Raw genomic sequence first — 20235 nt, forward strand, 5'->3', positions numbered from 1 at the left:
AGGCTTCGATGAACTGAAGCGACCCACTCTCGAAACCTACTTAACTCATTGAATCTCAAGGAGTTTTCCGTTTCGACTGCGCCGGAAGTGGGGCGAATTATAGACGTCTGGAATCTGCCGTCAACCGCTATTTTCATAATTCTGTCATATCAGTCAAAAAAGCCCGAAAACGCAAAGGCCGACCTTAAAAGGTCGGCCTTCTGCATGCCCCTCTACTTATAAGCTAGGGAATGCGAACTGCGAAGCCTCATGGCTCGCACGCTGAGGCCAGCGCTGAGTGATCGCCTTGCGACGGGTATAGAAGCGAACACCATCCGGGCCGTAGGCATGCAGGTCGCCGAACAGCGAACGCTTCCAACCGCCAAAGCTGTGGTAAGCCACCGGCACCGGCAGAGGAACGTTGACGCCAACCATGCCGACTTCGATCTCATCACAGAACAGACGCGCCGCTTCACCATCACGGGTGAAGATGCAGGTGCCGTTACCGTATTCGTGATCGTTGATCAGCTGCATAGCCTCTTCCAGGCTGTTGACGCGAACAACGCACAGCACCGGACCGAATATCTCTTCTTTATAGATGCGCATCTCAGGGGTGACGTTATCGAACAGGCAGCCACCCAGGAAGAAGCCTTCCTCATGCCCCGCCACGCTCAGACCACGACCGTCGACCACCAGAGTCGCGCCCGCCGCCACGCCGTCATCCACATAGCCGCTGACCTTGTCGCGAGCCTGACCGGTAACCAGCGGCCCCATGTCCAGACCACAGGAAGTCCCCGCACCGATTTTCAGCGCCTTGATCTGTGGAACCAGTTTGGCCACCAGCGCATCCGCAACCTGGTCGCCCACACACACGGCTACCGAAATCGCCATGCAGCGCTCACCGCAGGAACCGTAAGCCGCGCCCATCAGTGCGCTGACCGCGTTGTCCAGATCGGCGTCCGGCATCAGCACCGCGTGGTTCTTCGCACCGCCCAGTGCCTGAACGCGTTTGCCGCGCTTGGTGCCTTCGGCGTAGATGTATTCCGCAATCGGCGTCGAACCGACGAAGCTCAGCGCTTTGACTTCCGGCGCTTCGATCAACGCGTCTACTGCAGTCTTGTCACCGTGTACCACGCTCATTACGCCTTTTGGCAGGCCCGCTTCCAGCAGCAGCTGAGCGATCAGCAGCGTGGAGCTTGGATCACGCTCGGACGGCTTGAGGATGAAGCAATTGCCGCAGACGATCGCCAGTGGGTACATCCACAACGGCACCATGGCCGGGAAGTTGAACGGCGTGATACCGGCAACAATGCCCAGTGGCTGGAAGTCCGACCAGGCGTCGATGTTCGGGCCGACGTTGCGGCTGTACTCGCCCTTGAGGATTTCCGGGGCGGCGCAGGCGAACTCGACGTTCTCGATACCGCGCTTCAGCTCGCCGGCAGCGTCTTCCAGGGTCTTGCCGTGTTCTTCGCTGATCAATTGCGAGATGCGCGCCTCGTTCTGCTCCAGCAGTTGCTTGAAGCGGAACATCACCTGCGCACGCTTGGCCGGTGGGGTGTTGCGCCAGGCCGGGAACGCAGCCTTGGCGGCATCGATGGCTTTCTGGATGGTTTCGCGGGTGGCCAGTGGCAGCTTGTGGATTGCCTGGCCGGTAGACGGGTTGAATACATCAACCGCGCGACCGTTCTCGGTCACCAGTTCACCATTGATCAAATGCGGGATAACGCTCATCGAAAACTCCTGAATTTTTGTCCACAGACACCCGAGCGGGGTGCCTGTGTTTTGTAGGTATATATAGAAGGAAAAATCAGTCGAGCTTGTTCAGCACTTCGCCGACCGCGTCGAACAGACGATCCAGGTCTTGCGGCTTGCTGTTGAAGGTTGGGCCGAACTGCAGGGTGTCGCCGCCGAAGCGCACGTAGAACCCGGCTTTCCACAATGCCATGCCCGCTTCGAACGGACGCACGATGGCATCGCCATCACGACCGGCAATCTGAATCGCACCGGCCAGACCGTAGTTGCGGATGTCGATGACGTTCTTCGAGCCTTTCAGCCCGTGCAGCGCGTTCTCGAAATGCGGAGCGACTTCGGCGACGCTCCGCACCAGGTTTTCCTTTTGCAGCAGATCCAGTGCTGCCAGGCCAGCGGCGCACGCCACCGGGTGCGCCGAGTAGGTGTAGCCGTGCGGGAATTCCACGGCGTATTCCGGGGTCGCCTGGTTCATGAAGGTCTGGTAGATCTCGGAGCTGGCAATCACCGCGCCCATCGGGATCGCGCCGTTGGTGATTTGTTTGGCGATGCACATCAGGTCCGGGGTGACGCCAAAGCTGTCGGAACCGAACATCGAGCCGGTGCGGCCGAAACCGGTGATCACCTCGTCGAAGACCAGCAGGATGTTGTGCTGATCACAGATTTCACGCAGACGTTTCAGGTAACCCTGCGGCGGCACCAATACACCGGCGGAACCGGCCATCGGCTCAACGAACACCGCGGCGATGTTCGATGCGTCGTGCAGTTCGATCAGCTTCAGCAACTCGTCGGCCAGAGCGATACCGCCCTGCTCCGGCATGCCGCGGGAGAACGCATTGCTCGCCAGCAACGTGTGCGGCAGGTGATCGACGTCCATCATCGACTGACCGAACAGCTTGCGGTTGCCGTTGACGCCGCCGAGGCTGGTGCCGGCGATGTTCACGCCGTGATAACCCCGGGCACGACCGATCATTTTGGTCTTGGTCGCCTGACCTTTCAGGCGCCAGTAGGCACGGACCATTTTCACCGCCGTGTCGGCGCACTCGGAGCCGGAGTCGGTGAAGAACACGTGGTTCAGGTTGCCCGGGGTCAGGTCAGTGATTTTTTCGGCCAGTTGAAAGGACAAAGGGTGGCCGTACTGGAAGCCTGGCGAGTAATCGAGGGTGCCCAATTGTTTAGAGACCGCTTCCTGAATTTCCTTGCGGGTGTGTCCGGCGCCGCAGGTCCACAGACCCGACAGTGAGTCGTACACCTTGCGGCCTTTGTCATCGATGAGCCAACTGCCTTCTGCACCAACAATCAGACGCGGATCGCGCTGAAAGTTACGGTTGGCGGTGTACGGCATCCAGTGCGCGTCCAGCTTCAGTTGGCTGGCCAGTGGCGACGGAGCGTTTTCGGGCATGTTCATCGGGCAAAACCTCGCAGGGCTTAAGCTTCAGGGAGATAAAAGTCGTTGTTGCAGCTAAATTGCCACGCGGATAAAGTCGGTGAAATCCAACTCTTCTAACCTTCAGTTAGACCATCACTAAACTTTGAGCAATTAAACATGAGCAGCCGCCGCCCCGATCCGCTGGCCCAGGTCAGTGACTTTGATATTCGCCTGCTGCGGATCTTTCGCAGCGTGGTGGAATCCGGCGGCTTCTCGGCGGCGGAAACCGTGCTCGGCATCGGGCGCTCGGCGATCAGCCAGCAGATGAGCGATCTGGAGCAACGCCTCGGGTTGCGTTTGTGTCAGCGTGGCCGCGCTGGATTCTCCCTGACCGAAGAAGGTCGCGAGGTTTATCAATCAGCCCTGCAGTTATTGAGTGCGCTGGAAAGTTTTCGCACCGAGGTCAACGGCCTGCACCAACACTTGCGTGGCGAGTTGATCATCGGCCTGACCGATAACCTGGTCACCCTGCCCCACATGCGCATCACCCACGCCCTCGCCCAATTGAAGGAGCGCGGGCCGGATGTGCAAATCCAGATCCGCATGATTGCGCCAAATGAAGTCGAACAAGGCGTGCTCGACGGTCGCCTGCATGTCGGCGTGGTGCCGCAGGCCAGTGCGCTTTCCGGGTTGGAATATCAACCGCTGTACAGCGAACGCTCACTGCTTTATTGCGCGGTCGGTCATCCACTGTTTTATGTCGATGACAAACAACTCGATGACGAACGCCTTGATAGTCAGGACGCCATCGCCCCGACGTTTCGCTTGCCGGGGGAAATCCAGGCGCATTATCAGGCGCTCAACTGCACTGCCAGTGCCTCCGACCGTGAGGGCATGGCGTTTCTGATTCTGACCGGGCGCTACATTGGTTATCTGCCGGATCATTACGCCAGCCTTTGGGTACAGCAAGGGCGTTTACGCGCACTCAAGGCCGACACACGTTTTTATGATTTGAGTCTGGCATCGGTCACGCGCAAAGGCCGGCGCCCTCATTTGGTGCTGGAAAGCTTTCTGGAGAGTCTGGCGGCGACGCGTTAAACATTGCCCGCCGCCCAACCACGTTAAGCCTTAGAGACAAAACCAAGCAATAACCTGAGCAAGTGGACAGCTTTTTGCAAAGCAGGATCAACCCCGATCCTTCAACAAGAAGCCCAACGCCATGCAGCCAGATTCCGAACCGTCCAGCGACTTGATCTACGGCCTCAACGACCGCCCGAAACCGCTGGCCGCAACCCTCGCCGCCCTGCAACACGTGCTCGCCAGTTTCGTCGGCATCATCACCCCACCGCTGGTGATCGGCTCGGCGCTTGGGCTGACCGCGCATTTGCCTTACCTGATCAGCATGGCGCTGATGGTGTCCGGGGTCGGCACGTTTATTCAGGCTCGCCGGCCGTTCGGGATCGGCGCGGGGATGATCTGCTTGCAAGGCACCAGTTTCGCCTTTCTCGGCGCGGTGCTGTCGGCCGGGTTTCTGGTCAAGCAGCGCGGCGGTAGCCCGGAAGACATTCTGGCGATGATCTTTGGCGTGTGCTTTTTCGGCGCGATTGTGCAGATCGTGCTCAGCCGTTTCATTGGTCAACTGCGCAGAGTGGTCACGCCGCTGGTGACCGGGATTGTCATCACACTGATCGGCATCAGCCTGATCAAGGTCGGCATCACCGATCTCGGCGGCGGCTTCAATGCCCCGGACTTCGGCGCGCCGGGCAATCTGGCGCTTGGCGTATTCGTGTTGCTGACGATCATTTTGCTCAACCGCTCGAACACGCCGTGGGTGCGGCTGTCGGCAATCATCATTGGTCTGCTGCTCGGGAGCCTCGCGGCGTGGTTCAGTGGGAAACTGGTCCCGCAGCCGTTGCCTGACTTGCCGCTGGTGAGTTTTCCTACACCGTTCAAGTTCGGATTCAGTTTTGACTGGACCGCTTTCCTGCCGGTCGCGCTGATTTATCTGATCAGCACCATCGAAACCGTCGGCGACCTCACCGCCAATTGCATGCTCGCCCGCCAACCCATCAGCGGCCCTTCTTATATAAGCCGCTTGCGCGGTGGTGTACTGGGTGATGGCGTGAGCTGCATGATCGCCGCAACGTTCAGCGCTTTCCCCAACACCACATTTGCGCAGAACAACGGCGTGATTCAGCTGACCGGCGTTGCCAGCCGCTACGTTGGCCTTTACATCGGCGCGATCCTGTTTTGTCTCGGCTTGTTTCCAATGATTGGTGCGGTGCTGCAACAGATACCGAAACCAGTACTCGGCGGCGCCACTCTGGTTATGTTCGGTGCCGTCGCCGCCGCCGGTGTGCGCATCCTCGCGCAGTCGCCGCTGGATCGGCGCAGCATGCTGATCATCGCCACTTCGTTCGGCGTCGGCCTGGGCATCGCCGCACAACCGAACCTGCTGCACCTGCTACCCAAACTGGTGCAAAACCTGTTCGACTCGGCGATTACCAGCGGCGGGCTAACGGCAATCATCCTTTGCCTGCTGCTGCCGGAAGCCAAAACAGCACCCGCTGAAGTGCAAGTGCCGCTGAACAAGATCGAACAGGCGTAACGGTTTTATCGCCTGAGGACTTGTCGGATGCTTGTGGGTGCGCTATCAACGCAATTGGTTGCACCCACAGACAAACCCGGAAGTGCCTATGACCTTTGAAGTCCCCGCTCACGGCGGCAAGCCCGCCAGCCGCATTCGTCAGAAGAACGAAGAGACCATTCTCAAAGCCGCCGAAGACGAGTTCGCCCGCCACGGGTACAAAGGCACCAGCATGAACACCATCGCCCAGAATGCCGGGTTGCCCAAGGCTAACCTGCATTACTACTTCACCAACAAGTTGGGGCTGTACGTGGCGGTGCTGAGCAACATCATCGAGTTGTGGGACAGCACCTTCAACACCCTCACCGCCGAAGACGATCCGGCCGAAGCGCTGACCCGCTACATCCGCGCCAAAATGGAATACTCCCGTCGCCAGCCACAAGCCTCGCGAATCTTTGCGATGGAAGTGATCAGCGGCGGCGAATGCCTGAGCGAGTATTTCAATCAGGATTACCGCGCCTGGTTCCAGGGCCGCGCGGCGGTGTTTCAGGCGTGGATCGATGCCGGCAAAATGGACCCGGTCGACCCGGTGCACCTGATCTTCCTGTTGTGGGGCAGCACCCAGCATTACGCCGACTTCGCCACGCAGATCTGCCGCGTCAGCGGCCGCAGCAAGTTGACCAAGCAGGACATGGAAGACGCCAGCAACAACCTGATCCGCATCATTCTCAAAGGCTGCGGCCTCACTCCTTCTCTATAAGACGTTTATGCCTTTCACCCTCAGCGGTTTTTGCGAGTACCGCGAAGAGATTCGCAAAAGCCGCTTTATCACTTTCGCTGCCCCCATCAGCAGTCCCGCTGACGCGCAGGCGTTCTTCGAACAGCACAGCGACTTGAACGCCTCGCACAATTGCTGGGCGTGGAAACTCGGCGATCAATATCGCAGCAATGACGACGGCGAACCGGGCGGCACGGCCGGGCGACCGATTCTGGCAGCGATTGAAGCGCAGGATTGCGATCAGGTCGCGGTGCTGGTGATCCGCTGGTACGGCGGCATTCAGCTGGGCACCGGCGGTTTGGCGCGAGCCTATGGCGGTGGTGCGAACAAGTGCCTGCAAACGGCGGCGAAAGTCGAGTTGATCAGCCGCGTGCCCTTGCGTTGTGCCTGCGGCTTTGCCGAGTTGGCGTTGGTGAAGCTGCGGGTGGCGGATCTGGGCGGATTGGTAGTTGAGGAGCAGTTCACCGCGAACGGGGTTGAGTTGGGGTTGGCGGTGGGTGAAGCGCAGATTGAATTGTTGCAGAGCCAATTGGCAGATTTGAGTCGCGGAAGGATTTTGCTGCAGCGCTAAAGCAAGATCAAAAGATCGTCCGAAGGCTGCGATCTTTTAGGGCATCCGCCGTTTTCCTTATTCCACGCAGTTGCCCACATCTGCTGTGCACCCGGCTGTGGATAACCTGAGCACATCCCGCTGTAACCCTTCTGTCATGCGGCTTTGCGCGATTTGTTCACTTTTCGCTCAATCACTCTGCGAACGCGTATTTTTTTCGTAAAAACAATAAGTTAACCAGGTTTAGCACTATTGGAAGAAAGCATCACGGTGCTTATGCCCTTGATTCCATGTTGCGCACAAATACTGTGGAACAACCTGTGGATAAGCCGTTCATGACTGGCGCAGTTGCAGATTGCACATAGCTCCGACGCAGTTGCTCGTTTTTTGATCAATTGGCTGCGGGCAAAAGTGGAGCTTGATCAACGGCTTCGCCCCCAAGTGGTGCTCGTTGTTATGCCCAATTTACTGCAAGTGCTCTGCGACAGGCGCGGGGTATCGGTGTCTTCAGGTGTTCCTGACTCAATGGCCAGGAAATTGCTTTATCCACAGGCACAACTCCAAGCAAGTCGAGCCTGTCATGCCCATCGCCCCTCCTACTCCGCGCCTGCAACTGCGCCATATCAGCAAACGCTACCCCGGATGTCTGGCCAATGACGCTATTGATCTGAGCATTGCGCCCGGAGAAATCCATGCCTTGCTCGGTGAAAACGGCGCAGGCAAAAGCACGCTGATGAAGATCATCTACGGCGTCACTCAGGCCGACGCGGGCGAGATGCTCTGGCAAGGTCAGCGCGTGAACATGCGCAACCCGACCCAGGCGCGACAGCTGGGGATCGGAATGGTCTTTCAACATTTCTCGCTGTTCGAAACCCTCAGCGTGGCGCAGAACATTGCGCTGGCGATGGGTGCGGCAGCGGGTACGCCGAAACAGCTTGAACCGAAGATTCGCGAAGTCTCGCGGCGCTACGGCATGGCGCTGGAGCCTGAGCGACTTGTCCACAGCCTGTCGATTGGCGAGCGGCAACGGGTGGAAATCATTCGCTGCCTGATGCAAGACATCCGTCTGCTGATTCTCGATGAACCGACTTCGGTGCTGACGCCGCAGGAGGCCGACGATTTGTTCATCACCCTGCGCCGTCTCGCCGCCGAGGGTTGCAGCATTTTGTTTATCAGCCACAAGCTCGGAGAAGTTCGCGCCTTGTGCCACAGCGCAACGGTGTTGCGCGGCGGGCGAGTGGCCGGGCATTGCGTACCGGCCGAATGCTCGGATCAACAGTTGGCGCAGATGATGGTGGGCGAAGCGGCGGCGTTGATTGGCGACTATCCGAAGGTCAGCGGTGGCGCGGTGTTTTTGCAGGTCCGCGGTTTGAGCTGGCATAACACGGACCCGTTTGGCTGCTCACTGGCAGGCATCGACTTGCAGGTGCGCAGCGGTGAAATCGTTGGCATCGCCGGGGTCGCGGGCAATGGTCAGGACGAATTGCTTACCCTGCTCAGTGGGGAGCAAACGCTGTCACGGGTCGAGGCCGAAACGATTCGTTTCGGTCATCAGGCCGTTGCTGATTTACGCCCCGATGCGAGACGCAGACTCGGTCTGGCTTTCGTCCCGGCCGAGCGCCTCGGCCATGGCGCGGTGCCAGAGCTGAGTCTGGCCGACAACGCGCTGCTGACAGCCTTTCAACAAGGGCTGGTGAGCAACGGTTTGATCGAACGCGGCAAAGTCGATGCCCTCGCCCAGCAAATCATTCAACGCTTCGGGGTAAAAACGCCGAATACGCAAACCGCCGCCCGCAGCCTGTCCGGCGGCAATCTACAGAAATTCATCCTCGGCCGGGAAATCCTCCAGCAACCAAAACTGCTGATCGCCGCGCACCCGACCTGGGGCGTGGACGTCGGCGCCGCCGCAACCATCCACCGCGCGTTGATCGCCTTGCGCGATGCCGGCGCGGCGATTCTGGTGATTTCCGAAGACCTCGATGAACTGTTCCAGATCAGCGACCGCCTCGGCGCCTTGTGCGGCGGCAAGCTGTCGGCGCTGCAAAACACCACGGACACGCAACTGAGTGACGTCGGCGGCTGGATGGCCGGTCAGTTCGATGCCCCTCAACAACACGCCACGGTTTAACGGAGTTTCAAACATGCTGCTTTCCCTCGAACCCCGTGGCCAGCAATCGCGTCTGATGCTTTGGTGCTCGCCGCTGTTGGCGGCGGCGCTGACGCTCGGCTGCGGTTCGCTGCTGTTCATCGCCCTCGGTCATGATCCACTGCAAACCTTGCATACGCTGCTGATCGCGCCGGTCAGTGACTTGTACGGTGTTTCGGAATTACTGGTCAAAGCCTTGCCGATTCTGCTCTGCGCGCTGGGCCTGGCGGTGGCCTACCAAGCGCGAATCTGGAACATCGGCGCCGAAGGTCAATTGCTGCTTGGCGCGCTCGCCGGCAGTGCCTTGGCGGTGAATATCATCGACATGCAAAGCCGTTGGGCGCTGGCGCTGATTCTGCTGACCGGCACCCTCGCCGGCGCCGCATGGGCGGGGCTCACCGCATGGCTGCGCACACGCTTCAACGCCAACGAAATCCTCACCAGCATCATGCTCAATTACATCGCGCTGAACTTGCTGCTGTTCTGCGTACATGGGCCGCTGAAGGACCCCGCCGGTTTCAATTTTCCCGAGTCGGCAATGTTCGGCGACGCCAGCCGTTTGCCGCTGTTGCTGGAGGATGGCCGCGTGCATGCCGGGGTGTATTTCGCCCTGCTCGCGCTGGTCGCGGTGTGGGTGTTGTTGCAGAAAAGTTTTATCGGTTTCCAGATCAAAGTGCTCGGGCTGGACAAGCGTGCGGCAGGGTTCGTCGGCTTTCGCGAGAAGCGTTTGATCTGGCTTGCCCTGGTGATCAGCGGCGGGCTCGCGGGGCTTGCAGGTGTCTGCGAAGTCACCGGCCCAATCGGTCAATTGGTGCCGCAAGTGTCACCGGGTTATGGCTATGCGGCGATCACCGTGGCGTTTCTTGGGCGGCTCAACCCCATCGGGATTCTGTTCTCCAGTCTGCTGATGGCGCTGCTGTATATCGGGGGCGAGAACGCGCAGATGAGCCTCAATCTGCCGCAAGCGATCACTCAACTGTTTCAGGGAATGATGCTGTTTTTCCTGCTCGCCAGTGATGTGCTGATTCTCTATCGGCCACGTCTGAATCTGCGCTGGGCACGGCGCACACAGACCCCCACCGTAACCGCCGGAGCGCTGTGATGGATATCGATCTGCTGAGCAATATTTTCTTCGCGATGGTGCGTTGCGGCACGCCGCTGCTGCTGGTAGCGCTGGGTGAACTGATCTGCGAGAAGAGCGGCGTGCTCAACCTCGGGCAGGAAGGGATGATGCTGTTTGGTGCGGTGATCGGTTTTATAGTCGCGCTCAACAGCGGCAACCTGTGGCTCGGCGTATTGCTGGCGATGCTCGCCGGGATGTTGCTGTCGTCGCTGTTTGCTTTGGTGGCGCTGGTGTTCAACGCCAATCAGGTAGCGACCGGGTTGGCCCTGACGATTTTTGGCGTGGGGTTGTCGACTTTCGTGGGGGCGGCGTGGGTGGGCAAACCATTGGCTGGATTCGAGCCTTTGGCGATTCCGTATCTGAGTGAAATCCCGCTGATCGGGCGGATGCTGTTCGCGCAGGATCTGCTGGTGTATCTGTCGTTCGGGCTGTTTGCGCTGGTGGCGTGGGTGATCATCAAAAGCCGTGTCGGGCTGATCATTCAAGCGGTCGGCGAGAACCCGGATGCGGCCAGTGCGATGGGCTTGCCGGTGTTGACCGTGCGCACCTTGGCGGTGCTTTTCGGCGGTGCGATGGCCGGGCTGGCCGGGGCGTATCTGTCGCTGGCGTACACGCCGATGTGGGCGGAAAACATGACGGCTGGGCGTGGCTGGATTGCCTTGGCGCTGGTGGTATTTGCCAGTTGGCGGGTGTGGCGGTTGTTGCTGGGCGCCTATCTGTTCGGCCTCGCCAGCATCCTGCACCTGGTGGCGCAGGGGTTGGGGCTGGCGATTCCGTCGAGCCTGCTGGCGATGCTGCCGTACGTGGCGACGATTGTGGTGCTGGTGTTGTTGTCGCGCGATGCACTGCGGACACGGTTGTATGCGCCGGTGTCGTTGGGGCAGCCGTGGCAGTCGGGGCATTAGCGGTTGACCGGACGGGCCTCTTCGCGAGCAGGCTCGCTCCCACGATTGACCGAGTTCGCTCAAACTCCCTGTGGGAGCGAGCCTGCTCGCGAAGGCGCCCGCGCTGGCAACACCTGAGCAATGCCCCACGCCAGTTCGAAGACGAGGAAAATCAGCAAAATCGAACTGGCGCCATGGACTAGGGCATACCCCTGCCAAGCCGCAAACAGAAACCGCGCCACCGCGTCATAACGTCCATAAAGTGCCTGCGGATCACGAATCCGCAGCACCGCCCACACACAAACCACCGAGCCCAAAAGATTCGCCATCAACATGTGCATCGGCGCGAACGCCGGCAACTCACCGGGCAAATCCAGCGCCTGACCGAGCGCGGTCAAAACCCCGTGCAACGCGGCAAAACTCCACGGCGTCACAAATGCAGCCGTGACGATCAGGTCGTACCAGGCGCTGCCGCGCACCACGTGTCGATATTGTGTTGAAGTCCACATCGTCCATGCTCCAGAAATTTGAGGAGCAACCACGGTAAAGCCTGGAGTATGCTCCAGGGTCAAGCCCTCTTCAGAGCATCACAAATGCGCATCGGTGAATTGGCACAGGCCAGCGCAGTCAGTCGCGACACGCTGCGTTTCTATGAGCAACGCGGGTTGATCGCGGCGCAACGCAGTGCCAATGGTTATCGCGACTACCCGCCGGAAATGCTGCAACTGGTGCTCTACATCAGGACGGCGCAGCGTTTGGGTTTTACCCTCGGCGAGATCGGCGACAGCGTTGCCGCACTGTGGAACACGCCCGATCCGGAAAACGCTGTGGCGCAATTGCTGCGCGACAAGCTACAACTGATTGAAACCCGCATGAGCGAACTCGACGCGCTAAGACATGAGCTGCAACTACGGCTCGGCCAGGCCTGTCCATTGAACCCTGAACGATAATTTTCAAGGAACCCATCATGTCCCAGGCAAAAAATGCACTGATCATCGGCGCCTCCCGTGGCTTGGGCCTCGGCTTGGTGAAGACCCTGCTGGGCGACGGCTGGCAAGTGACTGCCACCGTGCGCAATCCCTCGAACGCCGAGGCGCTGCAAGCGCTGGGCGACGTGCGGATCGAGAAGCTCGACATGGATGACCAGCAAGCGGTGATCGCCTTGAGCCAACAGTTGAAGGGTGAAACTTTCGACCTGCTGTTCGTCAATGCCGGGGTCAAAGGCCCGGCAGTACAGACCCCGGGCGGCGCGACCCTGGCGGAAGTCGGTCAGCTGTTTTTCACCAACGCGGTGGCGCCGATCAATCTGGCGCAACGCTTTGCCGGACAGATCCGCGATGGCAGCGGTGTGCTGGCGTTCATGAGCTCCGGGCTCGGCAGCGTGACGGTGCCGGATGCGCCGGAGCTGGCGCTGTACAAGGCGAGCAAGGCTGCGCTGAACTCGATGACCAACAGTTTTGTCACGCAATTGGGCGAACAGAAACTGACCGTGCTGTCGCTGCATCCGGGTTGGGTGAAGACCGACATGGGCGGTGAAGGGGCTGACCTCGATGTGGACACCAGCACACGCGGACTGATTGATCAGGTGAATGCGTTTACCGGCAAGGGCGGGCATCACTTCATCAATTACAAAGGCGAAACCATTCCCTGGTAAACGCACAAATCCTTTGGGAGCCGGGCTTGCCCGCGATGACGGAGTGCCAGTCGCCATATAAGGTGGCTGATCCGACGCATTCGCTGGCAAGCCAGCTCCCACAGGGATGAACGGTGTCCTGTCGGGTGGGGCTTGCCCGGCGCAGTGATTTGTTTGAAACTGCGCACCTCGTCCGTCGCGGCGAACCTGGATCAGCAGACAGGGCAACACTGAGCTGGCAACCCTGAACCCACTTTCAGAGGAGCCGGCGACAATGCCTGCGACCCGTATCTGGTTAAAAAACCCCCTCGCCATTTTCACCTCCAACGAGCTCGATGCCCGTGGCGGTCTGGTGCTGCAAGACGGCGTGATTGTCGAAGTGCTTGCCGCCGGTCAACAGCCTTCAGCGCCGTGCAATGAAGTGTTCGATGCCCGCGAGCATGTGATCCTGCCGGGCCTGATCAACACCCACCATCACTTCTATCAAACCCTCACTCGCGCCTGGGCGCCGGTGGTCAATCAGCCGTTGTTCCCGTGGCTGAAAACCCTGTACCCGGTGTGGGCACGTCTGACGCCGGAAAAACTCGCCCTCGCCACCAAAGTCGCTTTGGCCGAGTTGCTGCTGTCGGGTTGTACCACCGCTGCCGACCATCATTATCTGTTCCCGGACGGCCTGGAAAACGCCATCGACGTGCAAGTCGAAACCGTGCGTGAACTGGGCATGCGCGCCATGCTCACCCGTGGCTCGATGAGCCTCGGCGAGAAGGACGGCGGCCTGCCGCCGCAGCAGACCGTGCAAGAAGGCCAGGTGATTCTCGACGACAGTCAGCGCCTGATCCACGAGTACCACGAGCGTGGCGACGGTGCGCAAATCCAGATCGCTCTGGCACCGTGCTCGCCGTTTTCAGTGACCCCGGAAATCATGTCGGCCAGCGCCGAACTGGCGAATAAGCTCGACGTGCGCCTGCACACGCACCTGGCCGAAACCCTCGACGAAGAAGATTTCTGCCTGCAGCGTTTCGGCCTGCGCACCGTCGACTATCTGGACAGCGTCGGCTGGCTCGGCCCGCGCACCTGGCTGGCCCACGGCATCCACTTCAACCCGGACGAAATCGCCCGCCTCGGCCAGGCCGGCACCGGCATCTGTCATTGCCCGAGCTCGAACATGCGTCTGGCCTCGGGCATTTGCCCAAGCATCGATTTGACTGACGCCGGTGCGCTGTTCGGTCTGGGCGTGGATGGCTCGGCGTCCAACGATGCATCGAACATGATCCTTGAGGCGCGTCAGGCGCTGTACATCCAGCGTCTGCGATACGGCGCCGAGAAAATTACCCCTGAGCGCGTGCTGGGCTGGGCGACCAAGGGGTCGGCGAGCCTGTTGGGCCGTACCGACATTGGTGAACTGGCGGTGGGCAAACAGGCTGATCTGGCATTGTTCAAGCTCGATGAACTGCGCTTCTCTGGCAGCCACGATCCGATTTCGGCGCTGCTGCTGTGCGGCGCAGATCGAGCGGATCGGGTGATGATTGGCGGCAAGTGGCGCGTGGTTGATGGCCAGGTCGAAGGACTGGATCTGAAAGGCCTGATCGCCGATCACAGCCAGGCTGCTCGCCAGCTGATCGCCGGTACCTGATCCCATCGGTTCAAAACGGTGGGAGCGAGCCCGCTCGCGAAGAAGGAGCATCAGACAACATTTTTGTTGAATGACACTCCGCTTTCGCGAGCAGGCTCGCTCCCACAATTGTTTTGCAGTGGGCTTAAAGGCCTAGCAGGGACAGCATGATGAACGTCGCAAACAACACAAAGTGCGTCATGCCTTCAATGGCATTGGTCTCGCCGTCATTGAGATTGATCGCGCTGACGATCAATGTGAGAAAGATCATTACCGTCTGCACTGGGGTCATTGCCATCTGAAATGGCTGACCGGTGTACAGCGCCATCGCTTCCATCACCGGCACGGTGAGGATCACCGTCGACAGCGACGCGCCCATCGCAATATTGACCACTGACTGCATGCGGTTGGCCAACGCCGCACGCAACGCGGTCAAAATCTCCGGCGCCGCTGAAATCGCCGCCACCAGAATCGCCGTGATCACCGGCGGTGCGCCCGTACCTTCCAGGCCCAGATCGAGGGTCTTGGACATCACCTCGGCCAATGCGCCGATCACTACAATGCCAAACACCAGAATGCCGATCGACAGGCCGATGCTCGGTGCTTTTGCCTGCGCGTCCTGAGGCTCTTTCTTGCGACGTTTGTCCGGGTAGCTGTAGCTGAAAAAATAACTGTGCGGGCCGACCTGCATGCGCAGGAACAGCGCGTAGAGCACCACCATTGCACCGATAGTGAACGCCGAATAAATCTTCCAGTTGGCCTCGGGAATGAACTCCGGCACCACCATCGACACGCCCATCGCGGTGAGGATCATTACGCTGTAGCTGCGCGCCGAATCGTCGTTGTAGGACTGCTCGCCATGCTTGATCCCGCCCATCAGCGCAGCGAGGCCGAGGATGCCGTTGATGTCGAGCATCACTGCCGAATAAATCGTGTCGCGCACCAGTGTGGGCGACGCTTCGTTGCTCATCATGATCGCCAGAATCACCACTTCCACCAGCACGGCGGCCAGCGTGAGGATCATCGTGCCGTAAGGGTCGCCGACCTTTTCGGCGAGCAATTCGGCGTGATGGGCGACGCGCATCGAAGCGGCGACGATGAATGCGATCAGGAGCAGACCGGCAGTCAGCGCGACGATCTGGCCGCTGTGCAGCATCCAGTGTTCCAACGGATAAGCGACGACTGCGGCGAGCAGGGCCAGCAGCAGAAAGCTTTCTTGCTTGAGGATTGAGAGCATGGCGGGCCTTTTTTGCCAAAGATTCGAATGAGCTACTGACTGCGGCGCGGCGCTAACGTTTCGTTACACATTAGCGCACCAAGCGATGGCGGGACTTTTGCCTGATGCACTTTTATTGGCCTGACCGGCCCCTTCGCGAGCAGGCTCGCTCCCACCTTGGAATGCAATCCCCTGTGGGAGCGAGCCTGCTCGCGAAGGCTTTCACACGGTTTCCAACCAGTTTGTTGTCTTGTTGGTCAGCAATTTGCATTGCCCCTGACCACACACAACAAAATGGAGCTCCAATTCATGCAAATACGTCCGCTGCACAAACTGCTGTGCGCCGCCATTGGTCTGGGGATAAGCCTGAGCGCCAGCGCTGCCGATCCGCTGAAGGTTGGTTTCGTCTACATCGGCCCGATCGGTGACCACGGCTGGACGTATCAGCATGAGCAGGGGCGCAAGGCGCTGGCGGAGAAATTCGGCGCGCAGATCACCACCAACTATGTGGAAAACGTCGCCGAAGGTGCCGACGCCGAGCGGGTGATCCGCAACATGGCGAAGGACAAGTACGACCTGATCTTCACCACGTCCTTCGGTTACATGAACCCGACGCTGAAAGTCGCCAAACAATTTCCCAAGGTGACCTTCGAGCACGCCACCGGCTACAAGCAGGACAAGAACCTCGGCACCTATCTGGCGCGCACCTACGAGGGCCGTTACGTCGGTGGCTTCCTCGCGGCGAAGATGACCAAGACCAAAAAGATCGGCTACGTCGCCTCCTTCCCGATCCCGGAAGTGATCCGCGACATCAACGCCATTCAACTGGCCCTGAACAAGTACAACCCCGGCACCGAGATCAAAGTGGTTTGGGTCAACTCGTGGTTCGATCCGGGCAAGGAAGCCGATGCCGCCAACGCGCTTATCGATCAGGGTGTCGACGTGGTGTTCCAGCACACCGACAGCCCGGCACCGATTCAGGCTGCCGAACGCCGCGGTGTCTATGCGGTGGGTTACGCCTCCGACATGGCCCACTTCGGGCCGAAAGCGGTGCTGACCTCGATCGTCAACGACTGGGCGCCGCATTACATTCAGGCGACTCAAAGCGTGATCAATCACAGCTGGAAGTCTCAGGATTACTGGGGCGGGTTGAAGGAAGGCACGGTTGAACTACCAATCAGCGACCTGGTGCCAGCACCGGTCAAAGCCGAAGCCGAGCAAATCATTGCCGATATCAAGAGCGGTGCGTTGCAGCCGTTTACCGGGCCGATCAAGGATCAGGCCGGGGTCGAGAAAATTCCCGCTGGGGTGAGTGCGACCACGGCGGAACTGGCGTCGATGAACTATTACGTGGAAGGCATGAAGGCCGAGATGCCGAAGTAATTTTTGCTGACCACACGAAACCCTGTGGGAGCGAGCCTGCTCGCGAAAGCGCTGTGTCATTGAACAAAGATGTTGTCTGACACGCCCTCTTCGCGAGCAGGCTCGCTCCCACATTGGAAACTCACCGCCCCAAGGATTGCGTATGGATCAGCTGCCCATCATCGACATCAGCCCGCTCTACACCGACAACCAAAACGCCTGGCCCGCCGTCGCCGAGCAAATCGACCAGGCGTGCCGCGAGTGGGGTTTCTTCTACATCAAGGGACATCCGATTTCCGCACAGCGCATCGACGCGCTGCTCGATCACGCGCAGCGTTTTTTCGATCTGCCGGCGGCAGAGAAGCTCAAGATCGACATCACCCGGACCCGCCACCATCGCGGCTACGGCGCCATCGCCACCGAACAGCTCGACCCGAACAAACCCAGCGACCTCAAAGAAACCTTCGACATGGGTCTGCACCTGTCGGCGAACCATCCCGAAGTGCTGGCGGAAAAACCCTTGCGCGGGCCCAACCGTCATCCGGCAATTCCCGGTTGGGAGTCGCTGATGGAACAGCACTACCTCGACATGCAGGCCCTCGCGCAAACGCTGCTGCGCGCCATGACACTTGCCCTGGACATCGAACGCGACTTCTTCGACAAGCGCTTTCTTGAGCCCGTGAGTGTGCTGCGCATGATCCATTACCCGCCGCGTCACACCGCCAGTTCCGCCGAGCAGCAAGGCGCCGGTGCGCACACCGATTACGGCTGCATCACCCTGCTCTATCAGGACAGCGCCGGTGGCTTGCAAGTGAAGAACGTCAAAGGCGAGTGGATCGACGCTCCACCGATTGACGGGACGTTTGTGGTCAACCTCGGCGACATGATGGCGCGCTGGAGCAATGACCGATATCGCTCGACACCGCACCGGGTGATCAGCCCGCTCGGGGTGGATCGCTACTCGATGCCGTTCTTTGCCGAGCCTCACCCGGACACCCGTATCGAGTGCCTGCCCGGTTGCCAGAGCGCAGAACACCCGGCGAAATATCCGACGACCACTTGTGCTGAATTCCTGCTGTCGCGCTTCGCCGATACCTACGCTTATCGCCGGGAACAGGAAGCGGTGTGACAGATCGCTTGGTCAGGTTTTGCCAATTATTTCAGCAAGCATCTGTAGAATGCCGTCATTGCACCTGATGAGAAAAGAATATGTACGACTGGCTCAACGCCCTGCCCAAGGCCGAACTGCACCTGCATCTGGAAGGCTCGCTGGAGCCTGAGTTGCTGTTCGCTTTGGCCGAACGCAACAAGATCGCCCTGCCGTGGAACGACGTCGAAACCCTGCGCAAGGCTTACGCCTTCAACAATCTGCAGGAATTCCTCGACCTGTATTACCAAGGCGCCGATGTGCTGCGCACCTCGCAGGACTTCTACGACCTGACCTGGGCCTACCTGCTGCGCTGCAAGGCGCAAAACGTGATTCACACCGAACCGTTCTTCGACCCGCAGACCCACACCGATCGTGGCATCCCGTTCGAAGTGGTGCTCAACGGCATCGCCGCCGCGTTGAAGGATGGCGAGCAGCAACTGGGCATCACCAGCGGTTTGATCCTCAGCTTCCTGCGCCACTTGAGCGAAGAAGAAGCCGAGAAAACCCTCGATCAGGCGCTGCCGTTCCGTGACGCGTTTGTCGCCGTAGGTCTGGACAGCTCCGAGATGGGCCATCCGCCAAGCAAGTTCCAGCGCGTGTTCGACCGTGCCCGTCACGAAGGCTTCCTGACCGTCGCCCACGCCGGTGAAGAAGGCCCGCCGGAATACATCTGGGAAGCCATCGACCTGCTGAAAATCCAACGCATCGACCACGGCGTACGCGCCATCGAAGACGAGCGCCTGATGCAGCGGATCATCGACGAGCAGATTCCGCTGACCGTTTGCCCGCTGTCGAACACCAAACTCTGCGTGTTCGATCACATGTCGCAGCACAACATCCTCGACATGCTTGAGCGTGGCGTGAAGGTGACGGTCAACTCCGATGACCCTGCGTACTTCGGTGGCTACGTGACCGAGAACTTCCATGCGCTGTACGAACACTTGGGCATGACCCAGGATCAGGCCAAACGCCTGGCACAGAACAGCCTGGATGCACGGCTCGTAAAACCTTAAGAGCAATACAAAAACTGTGGGATCGGGCTTGCCCGCGATGAGGTCATCAATTCCAACATCATTGTTGACTGACAGACCGCTATCGCGGGCAAGCCCGCGCCCACAAGTACAGTGTTAGCTGATGGATTGCGGCTCAGGCAGCGATTTCACAGGCTCTGCTACGCCAGTTCCAGCTCTGTTTCCTTGGCGAATCGATGCAGCTCCCGCTGGCCAAGGGCGGTCAGTTGCAACGCCCTGGAGTCATGGGGCAAGGTCAGCCAACCGGACTGCATGAACAACTGCAGCAACGCCGCGCCGAGTGAGCCGCCCATGTGCGGACGACGCTCGCTCCAGTCCGGGCAGGCACAGGCCACCCGCACGTTGCGATGGGCCAACGCCTGGATGAACACGCCACGGCCAGCCAACTTGCTCGCGCCTTTATGGGTCACCACCACGCGTTGCTCAAGCTGTTCGATCCAGCCGGCGTCGAGCAGGCGTTGATACAGATCAGCCGCCAGCGTGCCGCCCAAATGGTCATCACAGAAACGAGCGCGCAGCAGTGAAGACGGCGCCGCCGCTACCTTGGCCATCGGCGTATTGCGTTTGAACACCTCGGCGACTTCTCGCGGGGCACTGGCGATGGTGGCGCTGGCCAACGCTTCGATCGCAGCGCCTACCTCCGGCGCCGAGAGGCGGAAAAACCGTTTACGCCCCCGGACTTCGACCTTCAACAGACCGCCAGTGGACAACCGTGCCAGATGCGCACTGGCCGACGACGGCGACAGCCCTGCCAGTAGCGCAAGCTCCTCGGTCTGCCGGGCCGAGCCATCCATCAACGCCCACATCATCGCGCTGCGCTTGGGGTCGGCCAGCAACGTGGCGATCTGGCTGATGCAAGGTGCATGTTCCATGTATTCACTCCCTGTGGAATCGTATCGTCTACTGCTCGGAGACATCTTGACCAGTAATGAGCCAGCGGCCAAGACGCGAAAAACGCCCTGAGCCGGGGCAAGGCAGGCCATTGGCACAACATGTTCCGGCACCGAACCCGCAACCGCAGCAGTACCCGAAGTTAAACAAGGCAGCTCAGCATTGATGGCGTTCG

18 protein-coding genes are annotated in these 20235 nt (G+C 59.8%); 13 read left to right on the forward strand and 5 right to left on the reverse strand.

What is annotated here, in order from left to right; genetic code table 11:
- Positions 1-216: 216 nt before the first annotated feature.
- Both JJD74_RS24130 and JJD74_RS24135 read right to left on the reverse strand, forming a co-directional pair.
- Entirely contained in the window at positions 217-1710 is a 1494-nt protein-coding gene (locus JJD74_RS24130; protein ID WP_115145860.1) for a CoA-acylating methylmalonate-semialdehyde dehydrogenase, read from the reverse strand.
- A 76-nt stretch (positions 1711-1786) separates the two neighbouring features.
- The gene (locus tag JJD74_RS24135) at positions 1787-3136 is read right to left on the reverse strand and encodes an aspartate aminotransferase family protein (protein ID WP_200616982.1); all 1350 of its coding nucleotides are present in this window, start codon (positions 3134-3136) and stop codon (positions 1787-1789) included.
- Positions 3137-3274: 138 nt separating this feature from the next.
- On the opposite strand from JJD74_RS24135, the gene JJD74_RS24140 reads away from it, so the two are divergent.
- The 7 genes from JJD74_RS24140 (at position 3275) to JJD74_RS24170 (ending at position 11186) form a co-directional block, all read left to right on the forward strand.
- A complete protein-coding gene (locus JJD74_RS24140) occupies positions 3275-4195 on the forward strand; it encodes a LysR family transcriptional regulator (protein WP_042557531.1) in 921 nt (306 codons plus the stop codon).
- A gap of 121 nt (positions 4196-4316) precedes the next feature.
- Complete coding sequence (locus JJD74_RS24145) at positions 4317-5705, forward strand: uracil-xanthine permease family protein (protein WP_200616983.1); 1389 nt, start codon at positions 4317-4319, stop codon at positions 5703-5705.
- Between the two features lie 88 nt (positions 5706-5793).
- A complete protein-coding gene (locus tag JJD74_RS24150) occupies positions 5794-6444 on the forward strand; it encodes a TetR/AcrR family transcriptional regulator (protein ID WP_047299649.1) in 651 nt (216 codons plus the stop codon).
- A 7-nt stretch (positions 6445-6451) separates the two neighbouring features.
- Entirely contained in the window at positions 6452-7033 is a 582-nt protein-coding gene (locus JJD74_RS24155) for an IMPACT family protein (RefSeq protein WP_200616984.1), read from the forward strand.
- 559 nt (positions 7034-7592) lie between these two features.
- Positions 7593-9140 (forward strand): ABC transporter ATP-binding protein, encoded by a 1548-nt coding sequence (locus JJD74_RS24160; protein ID WP_200616985.1) that lies wholly within the window; start codon positions 7593-7595, stop codon positions 9138-9140.
- A gap of 13 nt (positions 9141-9153) precedes the next feature.
- Complete coding sequence (locus JJD74_RS24165) at positions 9154-10260, forward strand: ABC transporter permease (protein WP_200616986.1); 1107 nt, start codon at positions 9154-9156, stop codon at positions 10258-10260.
- On the forward strand, positions 10260-11186 hold the full coding sequence (locus tag JJD74_RS24170) for an ABC transporter permease (RefSeq protein ID WP_042557525.1): 927 nt from the start codon (positions 10260-10262) through the stop codon (positions 11184-11186). Before JJD74_RS24165 ends, JJD74_RS24170 begins: the two co-directional genes overlap by 1 nt.
- A 59-nt stretch (positions 11187-11245) precedes the next feature.
- On the opposite strand, the gene JJD74_RS24175 is transcribed toward JJD74_RS24170, so the two are convergent.
- The gene (locus JJD74_RS24175; RefSeq protein ID WP_200616987.1) at positions 11246-11674 is read right to left on the reverse strand and encodes a hypothetical protein; all 429 of its coding nucleotides are present in this window, start codon (positions 11672-11674) and stop codon (positions 11246-11248) included.
- A gap of 84 nt (positions 11675-11758) precedes the next feature.
- On the opposite strand from JJD74_RS24175, the gene JJD74_RS24180 reads away from it, so the two are divergent.
- The 3 genes from JJD74_RS24180 (at position 11759) to JJD74_RS24190 (ending at position 14431) form a co-directional block, all read left to right on the forward strand.
- Positions 11759-12115 carry a MerR family transcriptional regulator gene (locus JJD74_RS24180; protein WP_200616988.1) on the forward strand — a complete coding sequence of 119 codons (357 nt, stop codon included), beginning with the start codon at positions 11759-11761 and terminating at the stop codon, positions 12113-12115.
- 17 nt (positions 12116-12132) lie between these two features.
- Positions 12133-12819: an SDR family oxidoreductase gene (locus tag JJD74_RS24185; RefSeq protein ID WP_042557523.1), complete on the forward strand. Its 687-nt coding sequence runs from the start codon at positions 12133-12135 to the stop codon at positions 12817-12819.
- Positions 12820-13072: 253 nt separating this feature from the next.
- Positions 13073-14431, forward strand: coding sequence for an 8-oxoguanine deaminase (locus JJD74_RS24190; RefSeq protein ID WP_042557522.1), 1359 nt, complete (start codon positions 13073-13075; stop codon positions 14429-14431).
- A gap of 124 nt (positions 14432-14555) precedes the next feature.
- Here the strand turns inward: JJD74_RS24190 and JJD74_RS24195 are convergent, their stop codons facing one another.
- The gene (locus JJD74_RS24195; RefSeq protein ID WP_042557521.1) at positions 14556-15647 is read right to left on the reverse strand and encodes a calcium:proton antiporter; all 1092 of its coding nucleotides are present in this window, start codon (positions 15645-15647) and stop codon (positions 14556-14558) included.
- A 288-nt stretch (positions 15648-15935) separates the two neighbouring features.
- Here JJD74_RS24195 and JJD74_RS24200 point away from each other — a divergent pair, with 288 nt between their 5' ends.
- The 3 genes from JJD74_RS24200 (at position 15936) to JJD74_RS24210 (ending at position 19151) form a co-directional block, all read left to right on the forward strand.
- Entirely contained in the window at positions 15936-17009 is a 1074-nt protein-coding gene (locus JJD74_RS24200) for a BMP family ABC transporter substrate-binding protein (RefSeq protein ID WP_200616989.1), read from the forward strand.
- Positions 17010-17151: 142 nt separating this feature from the next.
- Positions 17152-18117 (forward strand): 2-oxoglutarate and iron-dependent oxygenase domain-containing protein, encoded by a 966-nt coding sequence (locus JJD74_RS24205; protein ID WP_200616990.1) that lies wholly within the window; start codon positions 17152-17154, stop codon positions 18115-18117.
- Between the two features lie 80 nt (positions 18118-18197).
- On the forward strand, positions 18198-19151 hold the full coding sequence (locus JJD74_RS24210; protein ID WP_042557518.1) for an adenosine deaminase: 954 nt from the start codon (positions 18198-18200) through the stop codon (positions 19149-19151).
- 158 nt (positions 19152-19309) lie between these two features.
- Here the strand turns inward: JJD74_RS24210 and JJD74_RS24215 are convergent, their stop codons facing one another.
- Positions 19310-20041, reverse strand: coding sequence for an ArsR/SmtB family transcription factor (locus JJD74_RS24215; protein ID WP_200616991.1), 732 nt, complete (start codon positions 20039-20041; stop codon positions 19310-19312).
- Positions 20042-20235 lie beyond the last annotated feature (194 nt).

It is taken from the genome of Pseudomonas sp. MF6776 (genome assembly GCF_016613125.1).
Taxonomy (GTDB): Bacteria; Pseudomonadota; Gammaproteobacteria; order Pseudomonadales; family Pseudomonadaceae; genus Aquipseudomonas; species Aquipseudomonas iridis.

Bases quoted from the DNA above. Each gene is read 5' to 3' on its own strand.
- JJD74_RS24130 (WP_115145860.1), bottom strand. From the start codon at position 1,710: ATGAGCGTTATCCCGCATTTGATCAATGGTGAACTGGTGACCGAGAAC.
- JJD74_RS24135 (WP_200616982.1), bottom strand. From the start codon at position 3,136: ATGAACATGCCCGAAAACGCTCCGTCGCCACTGGCCAGCCAACTGAAG.
- JJD74_RS24140 (WP_042557531.1), top strand. From the start codon at position 3,275: ATGAGCAGCCGCCGCCCCGATCCGCTGGCCCAGGTCAGTGACTTTGAT.
- JJD74_RS24145 (WP_200616983.1), top strand. From the start codon at position 4,317: ATGCAGCCAGATTCCGAACCGTCCAGCGACTTGATCTACGGCCTCAAC.
- JJD74_RS24150 (WP_047299649.1), top strand. From the start codon at position 5,794: ATGACCTTTGAAGTCCCCGCTCACGGCGGCAAGCCCGCCAGCCGCATT.
- JJD74_RS24155 (WP_200616984.1), top strand. From the start codon at position 6,452: ATGCCTTTCACCCTCAGCGGTTTTTGCGAGTACCGCGAAGAGATTCGC.
- JJD74_RS24160 (WP_200616985.1), top strand. From the start codon at position 7,593: ATGCCCATCGCCCCTCCTACTCCGCGCCTGCAACTGCGCCATATCAGC.
- JJD74_RS24165 (WP_200616986.1), top strand. From the start codon at position 9,154: ATGCTGCTTTCCCTCGAACCCCGTGGCCAGCAATCGCGTCTGATGCTT.
- JJD74_RS24170 (WP_042557525.1), top strand. From the start codon at position 10,260: ATGGATATCGATCTGCTGAGCAATATTTTCTTCGCGATGGTGCGTTGC.
- JJD74_RS24175 (WP_200616987.1), bottom strand. From the start codon at position 11,674: ATGTGGACTTCAACACAATATCGACACGTGGTGCGCGGCAGCGCCTGG.
- JJD74_RS24180 (WP_200616988.1), top strand. From the start codon at position 11,759: ATGCGCATCGGTGAATTGGCACAGGCCAGCGCAGTCAGTCGCGACACG.
- JJD74_RS24185 (WP_042557523.1), top strand. From the start codon at position 12,133: ATGTCCCAGGCAAAAAATGCACTGATCATCGGCGCCTCCCGTGGCTTG.
- JJD74_RS24190 (WP_042557522.1), top strand. From the start codon at position 13,073: ATGCCTGCGACCCGTATCTGGTTAAAAAACCCCCTCGCCATTTTCACC.
- JJD74_RS24195 (WP_042557521.1), bottom strand. From the start codon at position 15,647: ATGCTCTCAATCCTCAAGCAAGAAAGCTTTCTGCTGCTGGCCCTGCTC.
- JJD74_RS24200 (WP_200616989.1), top strand. From the start codon at position 15,936: ATGCAAATACGTCCGCTGCACAAACTGCTGTGCGCCGCCATTGGTCTG.
- JJD74_RS24205 (WP_200616990.1), top strand. From the start codon at position 17,152: ATGGATCAGCTGCCCATCATCGACATCAGCCCGCTCTACACCGACAAC.
- JJD74_RS24210 (WP_042557518.1), top strand. From the start codon at position 18,198: ATGTACGACTGGCTCAACGCCCTGCCCAAGGCCGAACTGCACCTGCAT.
- JJD74_RS24215 (WP_200616991.1), bottom strand. From the start codon at position 20,041: ATGGAACATGCACCTTGCATCAGCCAGATCGCCACGTTGCTGGCCGAC.